The organism is Nocardia sp. CC201C (genome assembly GCF_030010695.1).
Taxonomy (GTDB): domain Bacteria; phylum Actinomycetota; class Actinomycetes; order Mycobacteriales; family Mycobacteriaceae; genus Nocardia; species Nocardia otitidiscaviarum.
On the sequence record NZ_JASCXP010000106.1, the window covers coordinates 1 to 18,449 of the forward strand.

General features: G+C 68.3%; 17 protein-coding genes and 1 tRNA gene. 6 read left to right on the plus strand and 12 right to left on the minus strand.

Annotated features, from left to right (window positions below; translation table 11 throughout):
- Nucleotides 1–2 precede the first annotated feature (2 nt).
- Nucleotides 3–506 (minus strand): nucleoside deaminase, encoded by a 504-nt coding sequence (locus tag QK444_RS13815; RefSeq protein WP_244961755.1) that lies wholly within the window; start codon nt 504–506, stop codon nt 3–5.
- Between the two features lie 472 nt (nt 507–978).
- Between QK444_RS13815 and QK444_RS13820 the strand changes: the two genes are divergently transcribed.
- From QK444_RS13820 to QK444_RS13830, 4 genes are all read left to right on the plus strand, one after another.
- A complete protein-coding gene (locus QK444_RS13820) occupies nt 979–2,139 on the plus strand; it encodes an AbrB family transcriptional regulator (protein ID WP_282780375.1) in 1,161 nt (386 codons plus the stop codon).
- A gap of 228 nt (nt 2,140–2,367) precedes the next feature.
- On the plus strand, nt 2,368–3,006 hold the full coding sequence (locus tag QK444_RS36465) for a hypothetical protein (RefSeq protein WP_349239526.1): 639 nt from the start codon (nt 2,368–2,370) through the stop codon (nt 3,004–3,006).
- Nucleotides 2,979–3,770, plus strand: coding sequence for a hypothetical protein (locus tag QK444_RS36470; protein WP_349239527.1), 792 nt, complete (start codon nt 2,979–2,981; stop codon nt 3,768–3,770). Before QK444_RS36465 ends, QK444_RS36470 begins: the two co-directional genes overlap by 28 nt.
- A gap of 69 nt (nt 3,771–3,839) precedes the next feature.
- Entirely contained in the window at nt 3,840–4,319 is a 480-nt protein-coding gene (locus tag QK444_RS13830; RefSeq protein WP_282780377.1) for a VOC family protein, read from the plus strand.
- 167 nt (nt 4,320–4,486) lie between these two features.
- Here the strand turns inward: QK444_RS13830 and QK444_RS13835 are convergent, their stop codons facing one another.
- Nucleotides 4,487–5,464, minus strand: a complete 978-nt coding sequence (locus tag QK444_RS13835; RefSeq protein WP_029929622.1) for a LysR family transcriptional regulator — start codon at nt 5,462–5,464, stop codon at nt 4,487–4,489.
- 241 nt (nt 5,465–5,705) lie between these two features.
- On the opposite strand from QK444_RS13835, the gene QK444_RS13840 reads away from it, so the two are divergent.
- Entirely contained in the window at nt 5,706–6,920 is a 1,215-nt protein-coding gene (locus tag QK444_RS13840) for a Glu/Leu/Phe/Val dehydrogenase dimerization domain-containing protein (RefSeq protein WP_282780381.1), read from the plus strand.
- A gap of 49 nt (nt 6,921–6,969) precedes the next feature.
- On the opposite strand, the gene QK444_RS13845 is transcribed toward QK444_RS13840, so the two are convergent.
- The 9 genes from QK444_RS13845 to QK444_RS13885 all read right to left on the minus strand — a co-directional run bounded on the left by QK444_RS13845 (nt 6,970) and on the right by QK444_RS13885 (nt 16,710).
- Nucleotides 6,970–7,752: an alpha/beta fold hydrolase gene (locus tag QK444_RS13845; RefSeq protein ID WP_282780383.1), complete on the minus strand. Its 783-nt coding sequence runs from the start codon at nt 7,750–7,752 to the stop codon at nt 6,970–6,972.
- A 147-nt stretch (nt 7,753–7,899) separates the two neighbouring features.
- Entirely contained in the window at nt 7,900–8,994 is a 1,095-nt protein-coding gene (locus QK444_RS13850; RefSeq protein WP_282780385.1) for an acyl-CoA dehydrogenase family protein, read from the minus strand.
- Nucleotides 8,994–9,923 carry a VOC family protein gene (locus QK444_RS13855; protein WP_282780387.1) on the minus strand — a complete coding sequence of 310 codons (930 nt, stop codon included), beginning with the start codon at nt 9,921–9,923 and terminating at the stop codon, nt 8,994–8,996. The genes QK444_RS13850 and QK444_RS13855 overlap by 1 nt, the downstream gene beginning before the upstream one ends.
- A gap of 9 nt (nt 9,924–9,932) precedes the next feature.
- Nucleotides 9,933–10,679 carry an enoyl-CoA hydratase/isomerase family protein gene (locus QK444_RS13860; protein ID WP_282780389.1) on the minus strand — a complete coding sequence of 249 codons (747 nt, stop codon included), beginning with the start codon at nt 10,677–10,679 and terminating at the stop codon, nt 9,933–9,935.
- A gap of 20 nt (nt 10,680–10,699) precedes the next feature.
- Nucleotides 10,700–11,914, minus strand: a complete 1,215-nt coding sequence (locus QK444_RS13865) for an acyl-CoA dehydrogenase family protein (protein WP_282780391.1) — start codon at nt 11,912–11,914, stop codon at nt 10,700–10,702.
- Nucleotides 11,901–13,610, minus strand: coding sequence for an AMP-binding protein (locus tag QK444_RS13870; protein ID WP_349239528.1), 1,710 nt, complete (start codon nt 13,608–13,610; stop codon nt 11,901–11,903). Before QK444_RS13870 ends, QK444_RS13865 begins: the two co-directional genes overlap by 14 nt.
- A 171-nt stretch (nt 13,611–13,781) precedes the next feature.
- Complete coding sequence (locus QK444_RS13875) at nt 13,782–14,804, minus strand: hypothetical protein (RefSeq protein ID WP_282780395.1); 1,023 nt, start codon at nt 14,802–14,804, stop codon at nt 13,782–13,784.
- A gap of 311 nt (nt 14,805–15,115) precedes the next feature.
- A complete protein-coding gene (locus tag QK444_RS13880) occupies nt 15,116–16,561 on the minus strand; it encodes a carotenoid oxygenase family protein (RefSeq protein WP_282780397.1) in 1,446 nt (481 codons plus the stop codon).
- Entirely contained in the window at nt 16,558–16,710 is a 153-nt protein-coding gene (locus QK444_RS13885; RefSeq protein ID WP_282780399.1) for a hypothetical protein, read from the minus strand. Before QK444_RS13885 ends, QK444_RS13880 begins: the two co-directional genes overlap by 4 nt.
- 17 nt (nt 16,711–16,727) lie before the next feature.
- Here QK444_RS13885 and QK444_RS13890 point away from each other — a divergent pair, with 17 nt between their 5' ends.
- Nucleotides 16,728–17,687, plus strand: coding sequence for an Lrp/AsnC family transcriptional regulator (locus QK444_RS13890; protein WP_282780401.1), 960 nt, complete (start codon nt 16,728–16,730; stop codon nt 17,685–17,687).
- 554 nt (nt 17,688–18,241) lie between these two features.
- On the opposite strand, the gene QK444_RS13895 is transcribed toward QK444_RS13890, so the two are convergent.
- Nucleotides 18,242–18,326: transfer RNA gene (locus QK444_RS13895), tRNA-Leu, on the minus strand.
- Nucleotides 18,327–18,449 lie beyond the last annotated feature (123 nt).

Below are 18,449 nucleotides of genomic sequence, written 5' to 3' on the forward strand. Positions count from 1 at the left end.
GATCAGTAATCGATCCGGTCGGCCTTGGCCAGCCACGCGTCGAAGGGAGCCGTCCGATTCGGCAGATCCAACTGCTCGATCCGGGTCGGCCACATCGACTCCGGCTTCTTCTCGAACAGATCGTAGAACTTGCGATCGTCGAATCCGGCCAGCGCCGCATCGTGCCGATCGGCGGAGTAGACGATCCGGTCGACCCTGGCCCACAGCGCCGACGACAGACACATCGGGCACGGCTCACACGAGGTGACCAGTACGCAGCCCTCCAGCGAGAAGGTTCCCAGCTCCCGGCACGCCGCCCGCATGGCGGTCACCTCGCCGTGTGCCGTCGGATCCAGCGTCGAGGTGACCTGGTTGTGCCCGATGGCGACCACCTCGCCATCCTTGGCGATCAGCGCACCGAACGGACCGCCACCGTTCGCCACGCTACTGGTGGCCAACCGGATCGCCTCGTCCATCCAGGCGCGTTCCAGCTCCTGGATGTTCTGCTCTCGGATCTGTGCGGTCACGGTTACTCCTCGCTGTTGCAAACTCTTCCGTGGAGTACACAGCACACCGCCTGCGATCAGCTAGAGATGGAAGACCGAAGACCACGGCGGTCACGGACCGGCAGTTCGTAGAGTTCTACAAGAGGCGATTCACGGGTGTCATCCGTCGGAAACATCCGCACGGGACCGGATCGGACCCGCCGCGCAGCCGACAAGCTTCCCCATCGGCTAATATTCAGCTACTTTTATTGGGTCGATTTCGATTCATTCACCCAATTCGACAATTCGGGCGTTTAATTCGTTCGCAACGAGATTAAATGCGAACAACTCGGGTTCAAGCCATTCCACTTGGACAGAAACTCCTGTTCGGTAGTACCGTTTCCGCGTACTCGGCGAAATAAGCCGACCTCCGAACAAACAGCGGGTGAACGGTTTCCAACGACGCGAACAGTATCACCGCTATTACCTGGGAACAGGTTGGGCGGATTCCGCTATGAAATTCACCGGTAAATTCGACACGGTCCTCCGCGTACACGGTCACGCCATCGCCTGGGCGGCACTGCTGGCGGTGCTGCTCGCCCTCGCCGAACTACTGGAGCGGGTGAGCTTCCCGGCCGCCCAGATGGTCCTCGGACTGACCGCGGGCGCGGGACTGGCGCTCACCGGGCGACTGCCCCGACCGCTGCCCCGGCAGGTGTTCGTCGGCGTGCAGGCACTGATGGGCGTGCTCATGGGCAGCTATCTGGAACTGCCGCTGCTGTCGGCCATCGGCACCGCCATGCTGCCGGTGCTGGGCGTCACCGCGGCCACCCTGCTGGTGAGCGTGCTGGTCGCGCTGCTCTTCGCGCGCTGCACCAGGGTCGCGCTGCCCACCGCCGTCCTGGGCCTGCTCGCGGGCGGGTCGGCCGCGGTGGTGTCCTGCGCCGACGAACTCGACGCCGATCCCCGACAGGTGGCGTTCATGCAGTACCTGCGCGTCATGCTGGTCGCGGTCAGCGCACCGCTGGTGACCGCGCTGCTCAGTGATGACGACACCGGCGGCCAGACCGTCCGGCTCGCCAGCCGGGTCACCAATGCCGAACTGCCGCACTGGATGATCGTCGGCCGCGGGGACCAGATCGCCGGACTCTGCACCGCCGTGCTGCTCAGCGTCATCGGCATCCGCCTGGGCCGGCGACTGCGCATCCCGAGCCCCAGCCTGATCGGCCCCATGCTGCTCACGGCCGCGCTCACCGCACTGGGCCACAGCCACGGCTACGCCCCCACCAACCTGCTGCGCGAACTGCTGTTCATCCTCATCGGCCTCGAGGTCGGATCCCGCTTCACCCGCGCGGTCATCACCGAGATGGCCCGCATGATCCCCGGCATCCTGCTGGCCGTCACCACCCTCTCCGCCGCCGTCACCGCCCTCGCCTCCCTGCTGTCGCGCTGCGTCGACCTGAAACTCTCCGACCTCTACCTCGCCACCACCCCGGGCGGCATCAACGCCGTCCTCGCCACCGGCGAGGGCATGGGCGCCAACATGCCCCTGATCACCAGCGTGCAAACCATCCGCCTGCTGATCATGGTCGCCACCGTCCCCCTCATCGCCCGCCTACTCCGCCGCGCAGCCCCCGACGCGCATGGCGAAACCCATTGCGAACCACCGAGGTGAGCGGTGCCACCGCCGGACCAGCACCGACATCGCTTATGCGCCACCGCGTGTAGCCACCACCGGCCGAGGCGCGGTCCGCCAGACCCCAGGATTCGGGGGTGGGATCCGACGCGGACCGCGCGATACCCTTCGCCCGTATCGATGGGGGAGATCCATGCGCGAGCTGCCACGGCGGATGTCACCACGCGGCGGGTGTGCGATCGGCTCCCGTACCGCACGCGGTAGCCGGTGACGATCGCCCTCGTGCCCGCGGTGGACCGCGGCGACCGCGGCCCCGCCCGCATCCCGGCTCGACCGTCTCGCACGCTGACCATCAACGGAATTGCCGTCACCACCGCGCTTTTCGTGATCGGCGGCTGGCAGCGGCGCTGGATCGCCGACGACGGACTGACGGTGCCGCGCACGGTCCGCAATCTGCTGGCCGGCAACGGGCCGGTCTTCAACGCCGGCGAGCGCGTCGAGGTCAACACCAGTACCGCCTGGACCTTCCTCGTCTGGTTCTTCGGTTGGATGACGCAGGTGCGGCTGGAGTATGTGGTGCTCGGCCTCGCGCTGATCCTGTCGGCGACGGCCATGATGTTCGCGATGCTGGGCGCGGCGCGGTTGTGGGGCAGCGGATCCCGGCTGCTGCTGCCCGCCGGTGCCGTCGTCTACATCGCGGTGCCACCAGCTCGTGATTACGCCACCTCCGGCCTGGAGTCCAGCCTCGTCATCTGCTGGCTGGCCGTGCTGTGGTGGTGGATGATTCGCTGGTCGCAGGCCGACAAGCCGTCTCCGGCAACACTGTTCGCGCTGTCCTTCCTCGCGGGGCTGGCTCCCCTGGTGCGCCGGAGCTGGCGGTGGTGGGCGCGCTGGCCCTGCTCATGATCTGCTGCGCTCCACTGCCGGAAATCCGATTGCGGCCGTGGGCGTCCCGCGCGCTGATCGGTGTGGCGGCGGGCCCGGTGCCACTGTCCTACCAGATCTGGCGCATGGGCTATTACGGTCTGCCGTACCCGAACACGGCCGTCGCCAAGGACGCGGGCGGGGCGAAGTGGCGGCAGGGCCTGGACTACCTCTGGAATCTGATCGGGCCGTACTGGTTGTGGCTACCACTGGTGGTGCTGGGCACGGCTGCGATCCTGGTGGCACGGGCAGGGCGCTCCGAGCCGGGTGCCGCCGCGAGACCCACACCACGCGAACGCGTGCACCGATACCGGGCACGGCTGCGCACCCCGGCCGCCGTGGTCACCCTCCTGCTCGGCAGCGGAATGCTGTTGCTCGCCTATCAGATCCGCGTCGGCGGCGACTTCATGCACGGCCGCACGCTGCTGCCGCCACTGTTCTGCCTGCTGCTGCCCGTCATGATGCTGCCGCTCGAATCCGCCACCGCGCGAACCGAACCACGTCGCGTCTCCCCCGTGCTGTCGGCGGCCCTCGCCGTCACCGTCGGCTGGGTGTCCCGCATCGCCACCGCCCTGACCTGCCCCGAGACCCGCGACCTGCTGGCCGCCACTCGCGCCCCGCTCACCGTGGACCGATTCCTGCGCAATATCCACCGGTCGCCGCACTACGCCGCCTACCGCATCGACCGGGTTCCGGAGCACGAGATAGCGCGGTGCGGTCTCGTCGACCGGGCCGCCCACCGATGAGTTTCGGACTCCCCACCCGTCCGAACTCATAACAGCACCTACCCGAGCACCGAGTAAGGAACGGTCACGATGAGTGGAATCGGTATCTGCCTCTGGTTCGACGACGAGGGCGAGGAGGCCGCACGCTACTACACCGCCATCTTCAAGAATTCGAAGATCACCTCGGTCGTCCCGTACGGTGACGCCTTCCCCGGCAAGGCGGGCGACACCATGCTGGTCGAATTCGAACTCAACGGCCAGCGGATCACCGCCCTCAACGGCGGCAAGATGGACTGGTCGTTCAACGAGGCGATCTCCCTGATGATCGACTGCGAAGACCAGGCCGAAGTAGACCACTACTGGAACGCCCTCACCGCCGACGGCGGCCAGGAAGGCCCCTGCGGCTGGCTCAAGGACAAATACGGCGTCAGCTGGCAGATCACCCCCAAGCGCTACTACGAACTCGCCGACCCCACCGACCCCGCCCGCGCCGACCGCGTCAACAAGGCCCTCGAGTCCATGAAGAAGATCGACCTCGCCACCCTGGAGCAAGCCGCCGTCGCAGGCTGACCCGCGTGGCGGCGCGGCCGGGGCGGAGTTCGTGCGCGCCGTACGGTGGTACGGCGACCGGCTGCAACTGAAGATGGGCGACCGTGACGCTCTCGAACCCGAGACCGTCATGGCACGCGTCGACAACGGATACCTACGCCCGAATCCGTGACCGGGCGAGTGGCCGATCAGCCGAGGCGGAGGCCCTTGCCGTTGGATACGGGCGGGGGTGCGGGTTCCGTGTCGGGTGGGGCGCTGTCGGCGCCCAGGCCCTTCTCGGCCGCGGCGGTTCGGATCGCGTCCACGACGAGCAGGAGGGCGGCGCGGCGGGCGGTGTTGGTGCGGTAGGCCAGTGAGACCGTGCGGGTGAGGGCGTCGCCGAGGGCGACGATGTCCACGCCCGGCGGGCGCAGGGCCAAGCCCAGGTCGGAGACGAGGGTGACGCCGAGACCGGCCGCGACCATGGCCAGGGCCGTCGCCTGTTCCTCCACCTCGTGGTCGATGCGCGGTGCCACCCCGGCGGCCTGGAACGCCAGCCGGGCCGCATGCCCGAAATTGGATCGCGCGGGCGCGAGAATCCACGGGTGCTCGGCCAGTTCGGCCAATGTGACGCTGGCCGACGGCACCGCCCCCGCGGGCACGGCCGCATACAGCCGTTCGACCGCGATGACCGTGCGCTGCAACCCGCTGTCCCACGTCGTCGGGTAATTCGAGTAGTCGATGACGAACGACAGGTCGAGCGCGCCGTCGCGCACCGCCGCGGCGGTCGCCTCGGGGGCGAGTTCCCGCGTCCGCACCAGAATGCCCGGGTGGGTGCGGGCCAACGCGGTCAGCGCGTCGGGCAGCAGTCCTGCCGCCACCGACGCCCACACCCCGGCGGTGAGCTTGGCCGTCACCGATTCACCGGCCTCCTCGAGCGCCTGGGTCGCGCGTTCCACCGAGGTGAGGATCTCCTCGGCATGCTCGGCGAGCACCACGCCCAGGTCGGTGAGCTGCACGCGCCGCCCCCGCCGTTCGAACAGCCGGGTGCCCACATCGCGTTCCAACTGCGCGAGCTGCTGCGAGACCGCCGACGCGGTGTAGTGCAGGGCGGCCGCTGCCGCGGTGATCGTGCCGCGGCGGTGCAATTCGCGCAGCATCCGCAGCCGGGGCAGAGACAGGTCCATGGGACCGAGCCTAAATGCTGTGCAGGAACGCTGAATACTCCCGTGAACGAACCGTAAATGGACGCGCGGGCAGGTGGGACCGCACTCTGGTGGCACGCGAGTGATCAGGAGAGCGATCACGAAGCCCCGGACTCGCGACTACGCAACGTGGCGTTCCCTGTAGGCGGTGATGACCGACACGAGCACGACGAGGAGGTGGTTCGTCATGACGACAATGCAGAACCCGGGCGGAAGCGTCCCGATGACGACACAGCCGGTTCCGACCATCTCCCCGGTGCCGGTCGCACCGACACCGCACCGGCCCGAACCGTATCTGCGCATGCAGTGGACGGATTCGCTGACCGGCGCGGTCGGCTACCTCGTCGTCCACACCCTGCGTTCGGGCCTGGCCACCGGCGGCACCCGGATGCGGGCGGGCTGCACACTGAGCGAGGTCGAGGATCTGGCGCGCGGCATGGCCAACAAGACCGCCACCTTCGACCTGCCGATCGGCGGCGCCAAGGGCGGCATCGACTTCGACCCCAAGGACCCGCGCGCCCCGCGCGTACTGGAGCGCTTCTGCGCGGCCATGCGGCCGTGGATCGACGCGCACTGGGTGACCGCGGAGGATCTGGGCGTACCGCAGCACCTGATCGACGAGGTGTTCGCCGGACTCGGCCTTGGTCAGAGCTATCACGCCGCCATCCGGCGCGCCGCCGACCCGGCCGCCACCCTGGAACGGGTCCGCAACGGCCTGAACGCACGGGTGGAAGGCGGATTCGCACTCGGTGACGTGATCGGCGGCTACGGTGTCGCGCACGCCTGCCTCGCCGCCGCCGTCTCCTGGGGCCGGGCCCCCGCCGATACCACCGTCGCCATCCAGGGCGTCGGCACCATGGGCGGTGCGGCGGCCTACTACCTGCACGAGGCCGGCATGCGGGTCACCACGGTGGCGGACGCCGCCGAGACCCTGCACCACCCCGGCGGCCTGGACATCCCGGCGCTGCTGGAGCTGCGCGACGGTTTCGGTGAGATCGACCGCTCCCGGCTGCCCGCCGACATCGAGCGGCTGCCGCGCACCGCGATCGTGTCGGCCGATGTCGATATCCTTGTCCCGGCGGCGATTTCGTACGCGATCACCCCGGACAACTCCTTCGACGTCCGGGCCCGCGTCATCGTGGAGGCCGCGAACGCCGCCACCACACCGGAGGCAGAGGCCATGCTCGCCGCCCGCGGCATCCCGGTGCTCCCCGACTTCGTCGCCAACGCCGGAGCCGTCGCCTGGGCGTGGTGGCTGCTGCTCGGCCAGGTCGACGACATCCCGGAGACGTCGTTCGACCGCCTGCGTACCACCATGCACAGCAAGGTCGCGCAACTGCTCACCGCGTGGACCGATGCGGGCATCACCCCGCGCGAGGCCGGTCACCGCTGGGCCGACGACCCGGCAGCCGACCCCGAACCGGTCGTCATCCCCTGATCACAGGCCGAACGGCCCGGGGTCCCATCGCGCTGTCCGGCTGCTCGCGCTACATCGCGCTGCCCGGCTGCTCCGGCAGTTCGAGGGTGTCGCGCAACCACCGCAGGACCGGCGGCGCGACCCGCGGCACCGCGGATTCGGCGATGATCCAGTGCGGCAGACCGGGATGCCGCTGATGCTCGGCTCGATAGCGGGCCGCGATGCGCGCCGATATCCACGGCGCGACATTGCGGTCCGCGCCCGCGCTGACGGACAGCACCGGACAGGTGACGGCCGCGGCGTCGACCCGGACCGACGGCAGCCCGAGGGTCATGGCGCGGAAGATTCGCCCGGAGTCCGGAACCAGTTGCGGCACAATCCGTTCCTGCTCCGCACGGGTGAGCGTGCTGAGCGGCACCGCACGCATGGTGCGCTCGCTCGGCAGGAACGATCGCCCGGCCAGCACGGCGGGCAGCACCGGGAACAGATGCGGTAGCGACCGGAGCTGCGGCCACAGCACACCGGGCGGGATGGACGCCAGCAGCACCAGGGCGCGGCAGGCCCGCGCGGCCGCCACCCGCTGCCCGATCAGGCCGCCCATACTGTGCCCGATCACGATGGCGTCCTCGCCGAGGTCGTCGTAGGCGGCCAGCGCCACCTCCACGCAGTCGCGAATACCGGTGCGGCGCAGTACCGCGTGATCGACCGGATCGCGTCCGGGCAGCGCCGGTGCCACACAGTCGAAACCGGCCCGCTCGAAGTGGTCGAGCCACGGGCGCAGCAGCGCCGGACGCCCGAAAACGCCGTGCAGGAACAGGATCGGCGGCCGCTCGCCGCCGTGCCGAGCAATCATGGGAGACCGCATTTCTGTCGTTCGGGCGCTGCCCACCGACGGTACTGCAACCACCCGCTCGCCACTCCCCCTTCGACACCTGTTCCGGCTGGAGGCGAAACACCTGGCAGGCCCCGGAGACCGACGGGTGTCGCGGCCCCGGCCGGGTCAGTCGCCCATACCGAGGTGCCGCACGATCGTGCCGATATGGTGGTCGGTGTCGCCGAAGGCGAGTGCGCACGCCATCGCATGCCGCGTGTAGTGGTGCAGTCCGTGTTCGGCGGTGAACCCGATGGCGCCGTGCACCTGGTGGGCGGTGGCGCACACCCGCTGGTACACCTCGGACACCCACGATTTCGCCAGCGCCACCTCGGTCGACGCGTCCAGCCCGGCCGCCAGCCGCCAGATCGCCTCGTAGGCCAGCAGCCGCGCACCGAGCACCTCGACGGCCATATCGGCGCAATGATGCTGCACGGCTTGGAAAGCGCCGATCGGCCGGCCGAACTGTTCGCGCTGGGTGGCGTAGTCGACCGTCATATCCAGCACCGCCTGCGCACCACCCACCATCTCCGCGCAGGTCGCCGCCGCACCGTAGGCGGCGATGGCGGCGGCGATCTCGGATCCGGCCGCGAGCACGGCCCCCTCCGGGATCGGCACGTGGTCGAAACTCACCCGATACGATTCGTCGCCCACGACCGCCAGCGGCTCGCGGCTGATTCCCGGTGTCGCGCCATCGATCAGCACCGCCAGCGGCCGGTCGGCGTGCGCGACGACCAGCAGGGTGTCGGCGATGTCGGCGTGCGACACGAACATCGCCGTGCCGTGCAGCGTTCCCGCTTGCGCCGCAATGCCTTCGACATGGGTGAGCAGCCGTCCGCCGGTGATCGCGGGCAGCCAGGCGGCGCGTTCGGCCGCGGTGCCGTACCGCATCACCGGCATCCCGCAGCAGGCCACCGTCGCCGCGAGTGGGCTGGGCACCCGGGCTCGGCCGATCTCCTCGAGCACCAGGCACAGTTCCAGGAATCCGGCCCCGAGCCCGCCGTACTCCTCCGGAAACGGCAGCCCGGCCCAACCGAGTTCGACCATCCGGGTCCAGAGTTTGCCCGACGGCTCGGCCGTCCAGAGTTTGCCCGACGGCTCGGCCGTCCAGACCTTCCCCGACGGCTCGGCCGTCCAGACCTTCCCCGACAGCTCGGCCGCGCTCAGGAATTCCCGGGCGGTGGACCGGATCAGCTCCTGCTCCTCGGTCAGGGTGAGGTCCATCAGCTGTTCGCCGGGATCTTGTCCGACCGCACCCAGACACCCGGCCGCTCCTCCCAGAACAGCTGCACGAGTACGCCACCGGCGTGCTTGGGGTGGATGAAGGTGTGCCGCCACGCCGCACCGTCGGTGACGCCCGCATCGTGGTCGAAGGTCGGCGTGTGATGGTGTTCGCAGGCGGCCAGCGCCGCGTCCCACTCGGCCACCTGGAAGGTCACATGGTGTACGCCCGGACCGTTCTTCGCCAGGAACCGGTCGATGAACGAGTCCTCGCCGCGCGGCTGGATGATCTCCCAGCAGATCGCCGACCCGGGGATAGTGAGCACCAGGTCGGCCATATCCGGCCATTCGTCGATGGGCGTCTTCCACACCGGCACGAACCCGGCCAGCTCGGCGTACCAGTTCGCCAGCACCTCGCGGTCCCGAAACGCCTGGCAGACATGGTCGATCGCCACGATGCCGAGCGTCGGTCCGGTCGCGGCGGCGGGGGTGGCGGCGGTGGCGTGCTCGTCACCGACCAGGGCGAGGGTGCCCGGCCCGCGCAGCCGGAAACGCACGCCCGGCCCGTCCTCGGGCGGAGTCAGCGACGACTCGATCCAGCCCGGCCCGTCGGCCGGTTCGAGCCCCAGCTTGTGCAGTTCGGCGCGCGCCGCCTCGAGGTCGGGCACCTCGACGCCGATGTGGTGGACGGCCGGTCGGCCGCCCTGCCGCTCGAGTGCGGCGTGCAGCGGTGAGTCGTCACCGGAGGGAGCGATGACCACCCAGTCCTGCCCCCAACTGCCGGGCACCGTCAGCCGCACCCCGGTGACGCCCTGCTCGGGGTTGTCCCAGCTGCTGGTGCGGCGAAAGCCGAACAGCCCCTCCAATTTCCGCGTCGCGGCGGCGAGATCGGGCACCAGCTGGGCGATGTGGTCGATTCGGTAGATGCGCACGGCGCCTCCTCAGCTCGGGTGCGGTTCGATCCAGTCGTAGCCGCTGGACACCAACTCCTTGACCAGCCGCAGGTTGTAGCGGTTCATGGCGGCGATCCGCTCGGCCAGTTCGCCCACGTGCTTGTCGAATTCCGCGGCCGGGAAGACGTTGTTCACCAGCCCCAGTTGCAGTGCCCGCTGCGCGTCCACCTGGATGCCGGTGAACAGCAGTTCCTTGGCGCGGGCCTTGCCGATGCGTTCCGGCAGCCGTTTCACCCCACCCCAGCCGGGCGCGGAGCCGCCGACGGCAGGCTGGTCGGGGTCCGCGCCGCCGTTCATGTATTTCGGCTGGTAGGGCGGGCGAGCCGAGAGCGTGATCTCCACCAGTCCCAGCTTCGCGTCATCCGAGCAGACGATGAAGTCGGCGGCCAGCGCCAGTTCGAGCCCGCCGCCGACCGCGTAACCGTGCACGGCGGCGACGACCGGAATCGACAGCCGCTCCATCATGGCGAAGGTCTTCTCACCGAGACGGCCCTGTTCGACCCGCTCTTTGGGCGTCAGGCCCTCCGACCAGCCCAGGTCCATACCGGCGCAGAACGCGCGATCGCCCGCACCGCGCAGCACCACGACGCATACGTCCTCGTCGTCGTCCACCCTGGTGAACACCTCGCGCAGTTCGGCCATGGAGGTGGGAGTCAGGGCGTTGAGTTTCTGCGGGCGGTTGAGCGTCAGCCAGGCCACGCGTTCTTCGATTGTCACGTCGAGGGTTTCGTACATCGGCACCTTCTCCCGGGGGACTATTTTCTCGGTAGGTTCAAACCTCTGGTCGCGATGACATTGCGTTGGATCTCGGTGGTGCCGCCGAGGAAGGTCGCGGCCACCGCGTCGAATCGCAGCCGGGTGAATTCGGCGGCCAGCGGATGCCGCTCGCCCGGCGCGGTCAGCTGGGCGAGTTCGCCGAACGCCTTCGTGCCGGTGCGGGCCAGCCGCTGCGCCAGTTCCGCTCCGAACAGCTGATTCACCGATGCTTCGTAACCCGGCACGCCGCCGTGCGCCTGACGCGAAACCGTATACCTGGCAAGGTTGTACAGGACCCGCAGCTCGATATAGCGACGCGCGATCTCATGCCGCAGCACCGCGGAGCCGCCGTCGGCGCGCACCTGCTCGACCAGTCGCGTCAGCGCCCGCTCGAGTTTCACCGTCGCGCCGATGCCGGCCCGTTCGAAGCTCAACGCGTCCATCGCCACGTACCAGCCGCGGTTCTCGGCCCCGACCCGGTTGCGCACCGGCACTCGCGCGCCGTCGAAGAACACCTCGGCGAACGGGGTGTCGCCGCGGATATCGGTGATCGGCCGGATGGTCACACCGGGTGTGGCCGTATCCACCAGCAGGAAGGTGATGCCCGCGTGCTTCGGCGCGTCCGGGTCGGTGCGCACCAGCACGAACAGCCAGTCGGCGCAGTGGGCCAGCGAGGTCCACACCTTCTGCCCGTCGAGGATGTAGTCGTCGCCGTCGCGCACCGCCCGGGTGCGCAGCGACGCCAGGTCCGATCCCGCGCCGGGCTCGGAAAAGCCTTGTGCCCAGGTCCTTTCACCGCTGGCGATGGGCGGTAGGTGTCGCGCCCGCTGTTCCGGCGTGCCGTGCGCGATGAGCGTCGGACCGAGCAGGAACGCGCCGATCCCGTTCACCGTCGGCACCCCGGCCCGCATCATCTCCTCGTGCAGGATGAACTCCGCCACCGCGGTCAGCCCCGCGCCGCCGTACTCCTCGGGCCAGTGCGGAACGATCCACCCCCGGGCGGCGAGTGCGGCTGCCCACCGCCGCGCCCCGGCCGCCCGGTCGGGATCGGCGCTCACCCGGTCGACCGGCCAGTTGTAGCCCCAGACGTCCTCGGGTTCCAGACTGTGCTGCGCATCCGGGTCGGGCCGGTACTCGGCGGGGAATTCGGCCGCGATGAACGCCCGCACCTCGGCGCGGAATGCGGCTTGCTCCGGTGTATCACCCCAGTGCACAGCGGTCACCGGGAGTGGTCGGCCGGGCGGCGGGCGGTTGTGCCTGCCGGTCCCAGGTGGTGGCGGTGACGCCGTGGTCACCCTGTTCGCGCAGCCGGTATTTGGCGACCTTGTCGGTCGGCGTACGCGGCAGCGCGTCCACGAATTCGATATAGCGGGGCACCATATAGCCGGGCAGCTGCCGCTGACAGAACTCGACGAGTTCCTCCACGTCGAGTCGCGCGCCGGGACGCACCACCACGGCCAGTTTGACGTCCTCTTCCTCGAGTTCGGACGGCACGCCGATGGCCGCGGATTCCAGAACCGCGGGGTGCATATTCACCTCGCATTCGAGGTCGAATGCCGAAATCGATTCGCCGCGACGCCGAATGGAGTCGGTCATGCGGTCGAGGAAGAAGAAATACCCGTCCTCGTCACGCCAGACCCGATCACCGGTGTGGAACCACAGATTTCGGAAACACCGCGCGGTCGCGTCCGGTGCCTTGTGATAACCGGTGGTGATCACATAGGGCTGCTTCGGCCGCAGCACCAGTTCCCCCGGCTCGCCGGGCCCCACCTCACGGTCGTACTCGTCCACCACCGCGGCATGGAACCGCCGATCGTGCACCGTGCCGCAGGAACCCACCCGCCACTGGCCGTACGGGCTGCCGGTGGCGATCCCGGCCTCGGTGCTGGTGTAGGTCTCCACCGAGCGCACCCCGAATCGCTTGTGCAGCGGCTCATCCAGACTCGACTTGCCCATATAGAACATCTCGAGCGGATGATCCTTGTCGCGCGGGGACGGCGGCTGTTTGAGCAGGATCGGAATCATCGAGAACACGCTCATCACCACGGCGGCGTCGAAGCGGCGCACATCGTCCCAGAACGTCGACGCGTGAAAGCGGTCCACGATCGCGATCGACCCACCGCACAGCAGCGCGGCGAGCACCCCGTCCCACAGCCCCGCCGCGTGGAAGAGCGGCAGCGGGCAATAGATCGACTTCCCCCACCGGTCCAGATAATTCAGCGAATCGTACGCGCAGGTCAAGGCCAGCGCGTGCGAACACATCGCCCCCTTGGACGGTCCGGTGGTGCCGGAGGTGAACATGATGGCCTGGAGATCATGAAAGCCGACCTCCACGCGCGGCGGCTCCGCACCGTGATCGAGCAGGGTCGACCACGGCAGCACCGGCACCCCGATATCGTCGGCCCGCTCCGGCATTCCGGCGGCTGCCGGCCCGAGGACCACCGTGCGCAGTCCGGGCACCCGGCGCGCCAACGGAACCAACCGCTCGACGTAATCGCTGTCGGCGATCAACAGCACGGCATCCGAGCCGACCAGCACATGCCGCAGCATCTCCCCTCGATGCGCGGTATTGACCGGCACCGCCACCGCCCGCAACCGCGCCAACGCGAAGATCACGTACACGAACTCGGCACAGTTCCCCAGCATGACCGCGATATGGTCCCCCGGCCGCACACCCGACGAAATCAACCCCCGCGCAACCCGATTGGCCATCTCATCGACCTCGCCATAGCCGATGTGCCCGCCGTGGAACCGGAGAAACGGCTCGGTCCGGTGCGTAACGGCCCGATTCGCGAGCACGTCACCGAGAACAAAACTCTCCACGTTCCCCGATGACGCTTCGCGCATGACCACAACCTCCGACAGCGCTGATGTTCGCCTTCCATCATGACTCGCGCACCGCCACAACATGACCGATCTCGCGATTCCGCCTTGGGCGCGGCAGGGAGCGCTACCCGTAAGAGGTCGATGATCATTCGCGCCGACATCTCTGTCGTCGCGCGCCGACCGGTACTGAACTCGCCTATCGCGGCGATATCGGATCCGGCTGAGGACCAGATATCCTCGCGTCTGCCGAAATCCTCACGGTTCCACCATTTCATCGATGCGTGAGAGCGGGCGATCGGCCGCCCGCAGCACGGTCAGCGCGGCGCAGGTCACCCACGGATTGAACCGATGCCGACCCGTCGGCCCCCAGTCGACGAGCGAACGGTATCTACCGCCGGGCGCGGCACGAACCTGGTAGTAGCGCGCTTCGGCGGGGAAGCCACCGTCGGGCAGCCGCTTGGACTCCAGCAGGTCGAGGGCGGCGGCGCAGCGCGGGTCGGTGATCAGCCCCGCCTCCGCGAACACGGTGAGCGCGAACAGGAAGTCGTAATGCCAGTAGCATGGAAAATGCAGCTGTACAAACGATTTCGCCATCACGGTGCCGTCACTGATGCGCCGGAACAGCTGGCGGCTCAGGAAAGGCTCACCGGCCCGGACCACCGCGTCTCGGCTGTCCTCCCGGCCGGTCCGCTGAGCGTGCAGCGCGAGTGCGCGCAGCGGAATGAGACTTTCGACGAACGAGGAGACGCGCCCACTCGCGTGCCGGTCGCAGTTCCAGCCGCCGTCGGGCCATTGGGTGGCGAGCAGACGGGTCACCAGCTCCTCGGCGCGTTCGTCGGCGAGCCCGAGACTCAGCAACGCCCACAGCAGATTCCCGTCGATGGAGGCATGCAGCGTGGGCAGCCCCCGCACCTGTCCGATATGGCGTGTGCGGTACTCCGCGGACAGTACCCACCCCAACGCCTGCTCCCGCAACGGGATCAGCGACTCGTCACCGCCGGGATAACCGAGCTCGGCCAGTGCGACCAACACCCAATGTGCGCCGTACCACGTGGCGCCGTACGGATGGAACGGCAGCGTCCCGTCGTCCCTACGTTCCGACAGCAGCGTTCGCACCCGCGCGCTGACAGCGATATCCGCCCGCACCGACCGCACCGCGGGATCGTCCGCGGGCGTTCCGAGCAGCCGGGTGAGCACGCGCCACCGGATCGACGGCTCCGGCGAATCCAGCAGCCGAGCCACGATCTCATCGGCCTCCAGGCCGTCGTACCCGGTCATGCCGACCATCGTGGTCGCCGCGACCTCGTGCCGCTACGGCCTTCGGTCGAGCACATCGAGGACCATGGTCCCTCCACCCGGTACCGCGCGTCGTCGCGGGAATCGCTGTCACACCGAATATCTCACCTGTCAGCAAGCGCCGTGCCCCCAGAAGGCCTCGTCGCCGCGGCGGCCACCGCGGCCGTGGTCGGCTCGACCGGCCCGCCACCGCCCCGCCCAGCATTTTCACTCCTTCCGAGTAGGGATGGGGATCGAGTGTCGACGGCGTGAACGCTCCGCATTCGCTGCCGTCCGGTGATATGCGGTGGTCTTCACCCGTCGCCCGGAATCCAGTTGCCGTGGAATCCGGCCGGGATCCGGTGGGGTAGCTCGATCGAGGCGACGTCTTCCAGCGTTTCCGCGTCCAACATGACCAGTGCGCTGCGATCGGAGCCGATGTCGTGGACGAATCCCATCAGCACCCCCTGGTCCTCGCGCGCGTCAGGCGCCGCTGGTTCGAAGACGAATTCGCCCACCCGTGCGTGTCTTCCGAAGAAGCGGGCAGTGGTGGTGCCATGAAGCCGATCGTGTTTGAGCAGGGTGGATCCGGGTGTGGCGCCCGGACCAACCGCTGGTGCGTAGCCGAACCGGTGACGACGGCCCACCCGGCGTTCGTCCACGCGCGGGAACTCCTGTGCCCGGTCATCGACGCGGTCCTGGCGGACGGTGCCCGCGACGAGGTCGAGTACCCATCGGTCCAGGGTCGGCGATGCCTCCTCGGGACCGGTCCGGTCCCGGTCGAACATCACCGGGTACCGCACGACGTCGAGAACCACGGTGTCGCCGTCGTCGTAGGCGTTCATCGGGTGGAACACCCAGCAGGGCTCGATCTCGAACCAGCGCACATCGTCATTGCCGCCCGCGCGCGGCATGACGCCGATCCGCGCCGGATAGCGGGAATTCCAGCCGTAGGGCAGCCGAAGGTCACGTGTCCGGCGCGCGGCCAGCGGGTCGGGCACTCGGATCCGGCCGAGCATCGCCGACAGCACCAGCCGTGCTGGTTCCGGCATCGGCGCTCCGACGAGCGCACCAGCCTGATCGGACAGTCCCCCCATTTCTTGCGGGTCGAGCGTGACCGGAAGGTCGTACAGCACGATGTGGTTTTCGGTCAGGGAGAAGTCGTGCATCAACGGCATGCCGGCGACCTCGATGTCAACGGCCCGGCGTACTCGTCCGTCGGTGCCGATGACGGTGTACTGCACCCGATTTCCGCGATCGAACGAATACGACACCGCGTGCAGCTCACCGGTGTCCGGATCACGCTTGGGATGGGCGGTGTAGCCGCCCCGGACCTGCTCGCCGAAATCGCAGATCCCGACGGTCTCCAACTCATAGCTCAGCTCGACCGGTGTACCACCGCCCTCGATGAGTGCGAGGGTGCGCCCAGCGTGCGCGATCACGTTCGTGTTGGCGCCGATCCCGACCGCGCCGTCGCCGAGTACGTGTGCCTCCCCCAGCACCATCGAGGTCTCCGGTCCCCTGACCCAGCGATTGCGGTACCACTCGGCCCGGCCGTCGCGGATGCGGATACCGTGCACCATCCCGTCCCCGACGAACCAGTGATAGAACGCCGGATCGAGTTCTCCGACCGGGTTGGCGCCATTGCGTAGATAGCGGCCATCCAGATATTCCGGAATGTCGCCGATCACCTGCAGCTCGGTCAGGGTGTGCTCCTGTTCGAGGGGAGCGAAAACACCCTCCAGGTATCGGTTTCTCATCGGCGGATCTCCTTCGTCGAATCGTCGAGATCTCGGGTGAGGATGCCGCCTTGGTGAATGCCGTTGATGTCGTTCGTCATGACACCGATGCTGGCGCCGCCGACCGCCTTCCGACCACAACGGACCGGCAGCACGCCGGATTCCGACACCGTTCTAGTCTGTCTGGGTGGATTCGGACATGCTGGACGTCCTCGACCGGCAACTACTGCATGCGCTCCAGCTCGACGCGCGAGCCCCGTTCAGCAAGATCGCCGACATCCTCGATGTCTCCGATCGCACCCTCGCCCGCCGTTACGGGCGGTTGCGTTCGACCCGCGCCGCACGGATAACCACCGCCCTCAACAGCCGACGGACCGGCCACGCCGAATGGCTGGTGCGGCTCCGGTTACCCCCTGACGCGACGGCGGGCGTCGCGCGCGTGCTCGCGGCCCGGCCCGATACCGCCTGGGTGACTCCGCTCTCCAGCGGAACCGAACTGGTCCTGCTGCTGCGCACCGCGAACGGCGGTCCCGCGCCGCTGGAGCCCCTGGCCCGCCATCCTCAGATCCTCCACGTGGACGCACAGCGCCTGCTGCGACACCTGAAGGATCGCCCGTGGCTCGGCCGCACCTCCGCACTGACCCCCGACCAGATCGCCGCATTGACCCCGCACTACCCCCTGATCTCGACCTCCGAGCCGGCCCAGCTCACCGACTTCGACCGCAGACTGCTGGCGGCGCTGGCGGCCGACGCCCGCGTCGGCTATCCCACCCTGGCTCGCACGGTCGGCTGGTCGGAGTCGGCTGTGCGACGTCGGCTGGAAGAGCTGCGACGTTCACTCATCCTGAGATTCGACGTCGAAATCGATCCGATCCGGTTGGGATTCACCGAACAATGTCTGCTGTGGCTGAGCGTCGCCCCGACGAATCTGGTCGATGTGTCCCGCACACTGATCGGCGACCCTGAAACAGCATTCGTGGGAGCGACGACCGGAACCCACAATCTGTTCGTGATCATCGTGTGCCGCAACGCCGACGAATTGTTCGACTACGTCTCGTACCGAATCGGCGCACTGGACGGTGTCGACCGCATGGAATCCGCCCCCGTCGTCCGATACGCCAAACGGTTCGCCCCACCACCCGCATAGCTCTACGGCACAGCGGATACCGACCGTACCGGGCAGCATCTCCCAGTACACGAAATCGCCCAGATACGCGAGATGTGTGTAGGCGTCACAGTTTCGCCACGACCGTCTGGACGAGTTCGCAAACGATCACCGACCGGGGAAGCGCCGGCACCGTAGGCGCACACCAGGCTATCGCGATTGCCAACAGTTTGCCAGCCTGCCCGTCGCGACCACCACTACACGTCGACACGAGGCTGGGCACCTGACGAGGCTCGCCCCCGGTCCGACGCTCGCCCCGGGTCGTGACAATCGCCGGCGCTGGCTGAAAATCCACTCGTCGAGTCAACCCGACCGGTCCACCCCCGCCGTACTGCGCGTTCCGAGATCGTTCAGCCGCCTTTGAGTCGAGAAGTCCAGGGTTCTCTCGACGCTCGCCCCGGGAGCAGCGAGTGCTTGCTACTCGTCCGCCAAAGCGATATGGGATTAGCGGCGTAGGTCCCATCATGCGTGGAACCTCCGCCGATGCGCCTTAGCGAAGAGGCTGGGCATCGGCACGGCATGCTACAAATGCGCGGTGTCCGGAGGGGGACTTGAACCCCCACGCCCTAATACGGGCACTAGCACCTCAAGCTAGCGCGTCTGCCATTCCGCCACCCGGACCGGTGTTGCTCGAAAACTTTAACGGATGAACCGTCGGTTTGTGAAAACGGCTGGATGCGATCCATTTTCCGGGAGGGTTGCGGTGAATGGCAAGGGTTCGCGGCGGAGGTGGGGTGCCGTGGG

Excerpts from the sequence above, each read along its gene's own strand:
- QK444_RS13820 (WP_282780375.1), top strand. The coding sequence starts at position 979 with ATGAAATTCACCGGTAAATTCGACACGGTCCTCCGCGTACACGGTCAC.
- QK444_RS13830 (WP_282780377.1), top strand. The coding sequence starts at position 3,840 with ATGAGTGGAATCGGTATCTGCCTCTGGTTCGACGACGAGGGCGAGGAG.
- QK444_RS13835 (WP_029929622.1), bottom strand. The coding sequence starts at position 5,464 with ATGGACCTGTCTCTGCCCCGGCTGCGGATGCTGCGCGAATTGCACCGC.
- QK444_RS13840 (WP_282780381.1), top strand. The coding sequence starts at position 5,706 with ATGACGACACAGCCGGTTCCGACCATCTCCCCGGTGCCGGTCGCACCG.
- QK444_RS13845 (WP_282780383.1), bottom strand. The coding sequence starts at position 7,752 with ATGATTGCTCGGCACGGCGGCGAGCGGCCGCCGATCCTGTTCCTGCAC.
- QK444_RS13850 (WP_282780385.1), bottom strand. The coding sequence starts at position 8,994 with ATGGACCTCACCCTGACCGAGGAGCAGGAGCTGATCCGGTCCACCGCC.
- QK444_RS13860 (WP_282780389.1), bottom strand. The coding sequence starts at position 10,679 with ATGTACGAAACCCTCGACGTGACAATCGAAGAACGCGTGGCCTGGCTG.
- QK444_RS13870 (WP_349239528.1), bottom strand. The coding sequence starts at position 13,610 with ATGTTGTGGCGGTGCGCGAGTCATGATGGAAGGCGAACATCAGCGCTG.
- QK444_RS13875 (WP_282780395.1), bottom strand. The coding sequence starts at position 14,804 with ATGACCGGGTACGACGGCCTGGAGGCCGATGAGATCGTGGCTCGGCTG.
- QK444_RS13880 (WP_282780397.1), bottom strand. The coding sequence starts at position 16,561 with ATGAGAAACCGATACCTGGAGGGTGTTTTCGCTCCCCTCGAACAGGAG.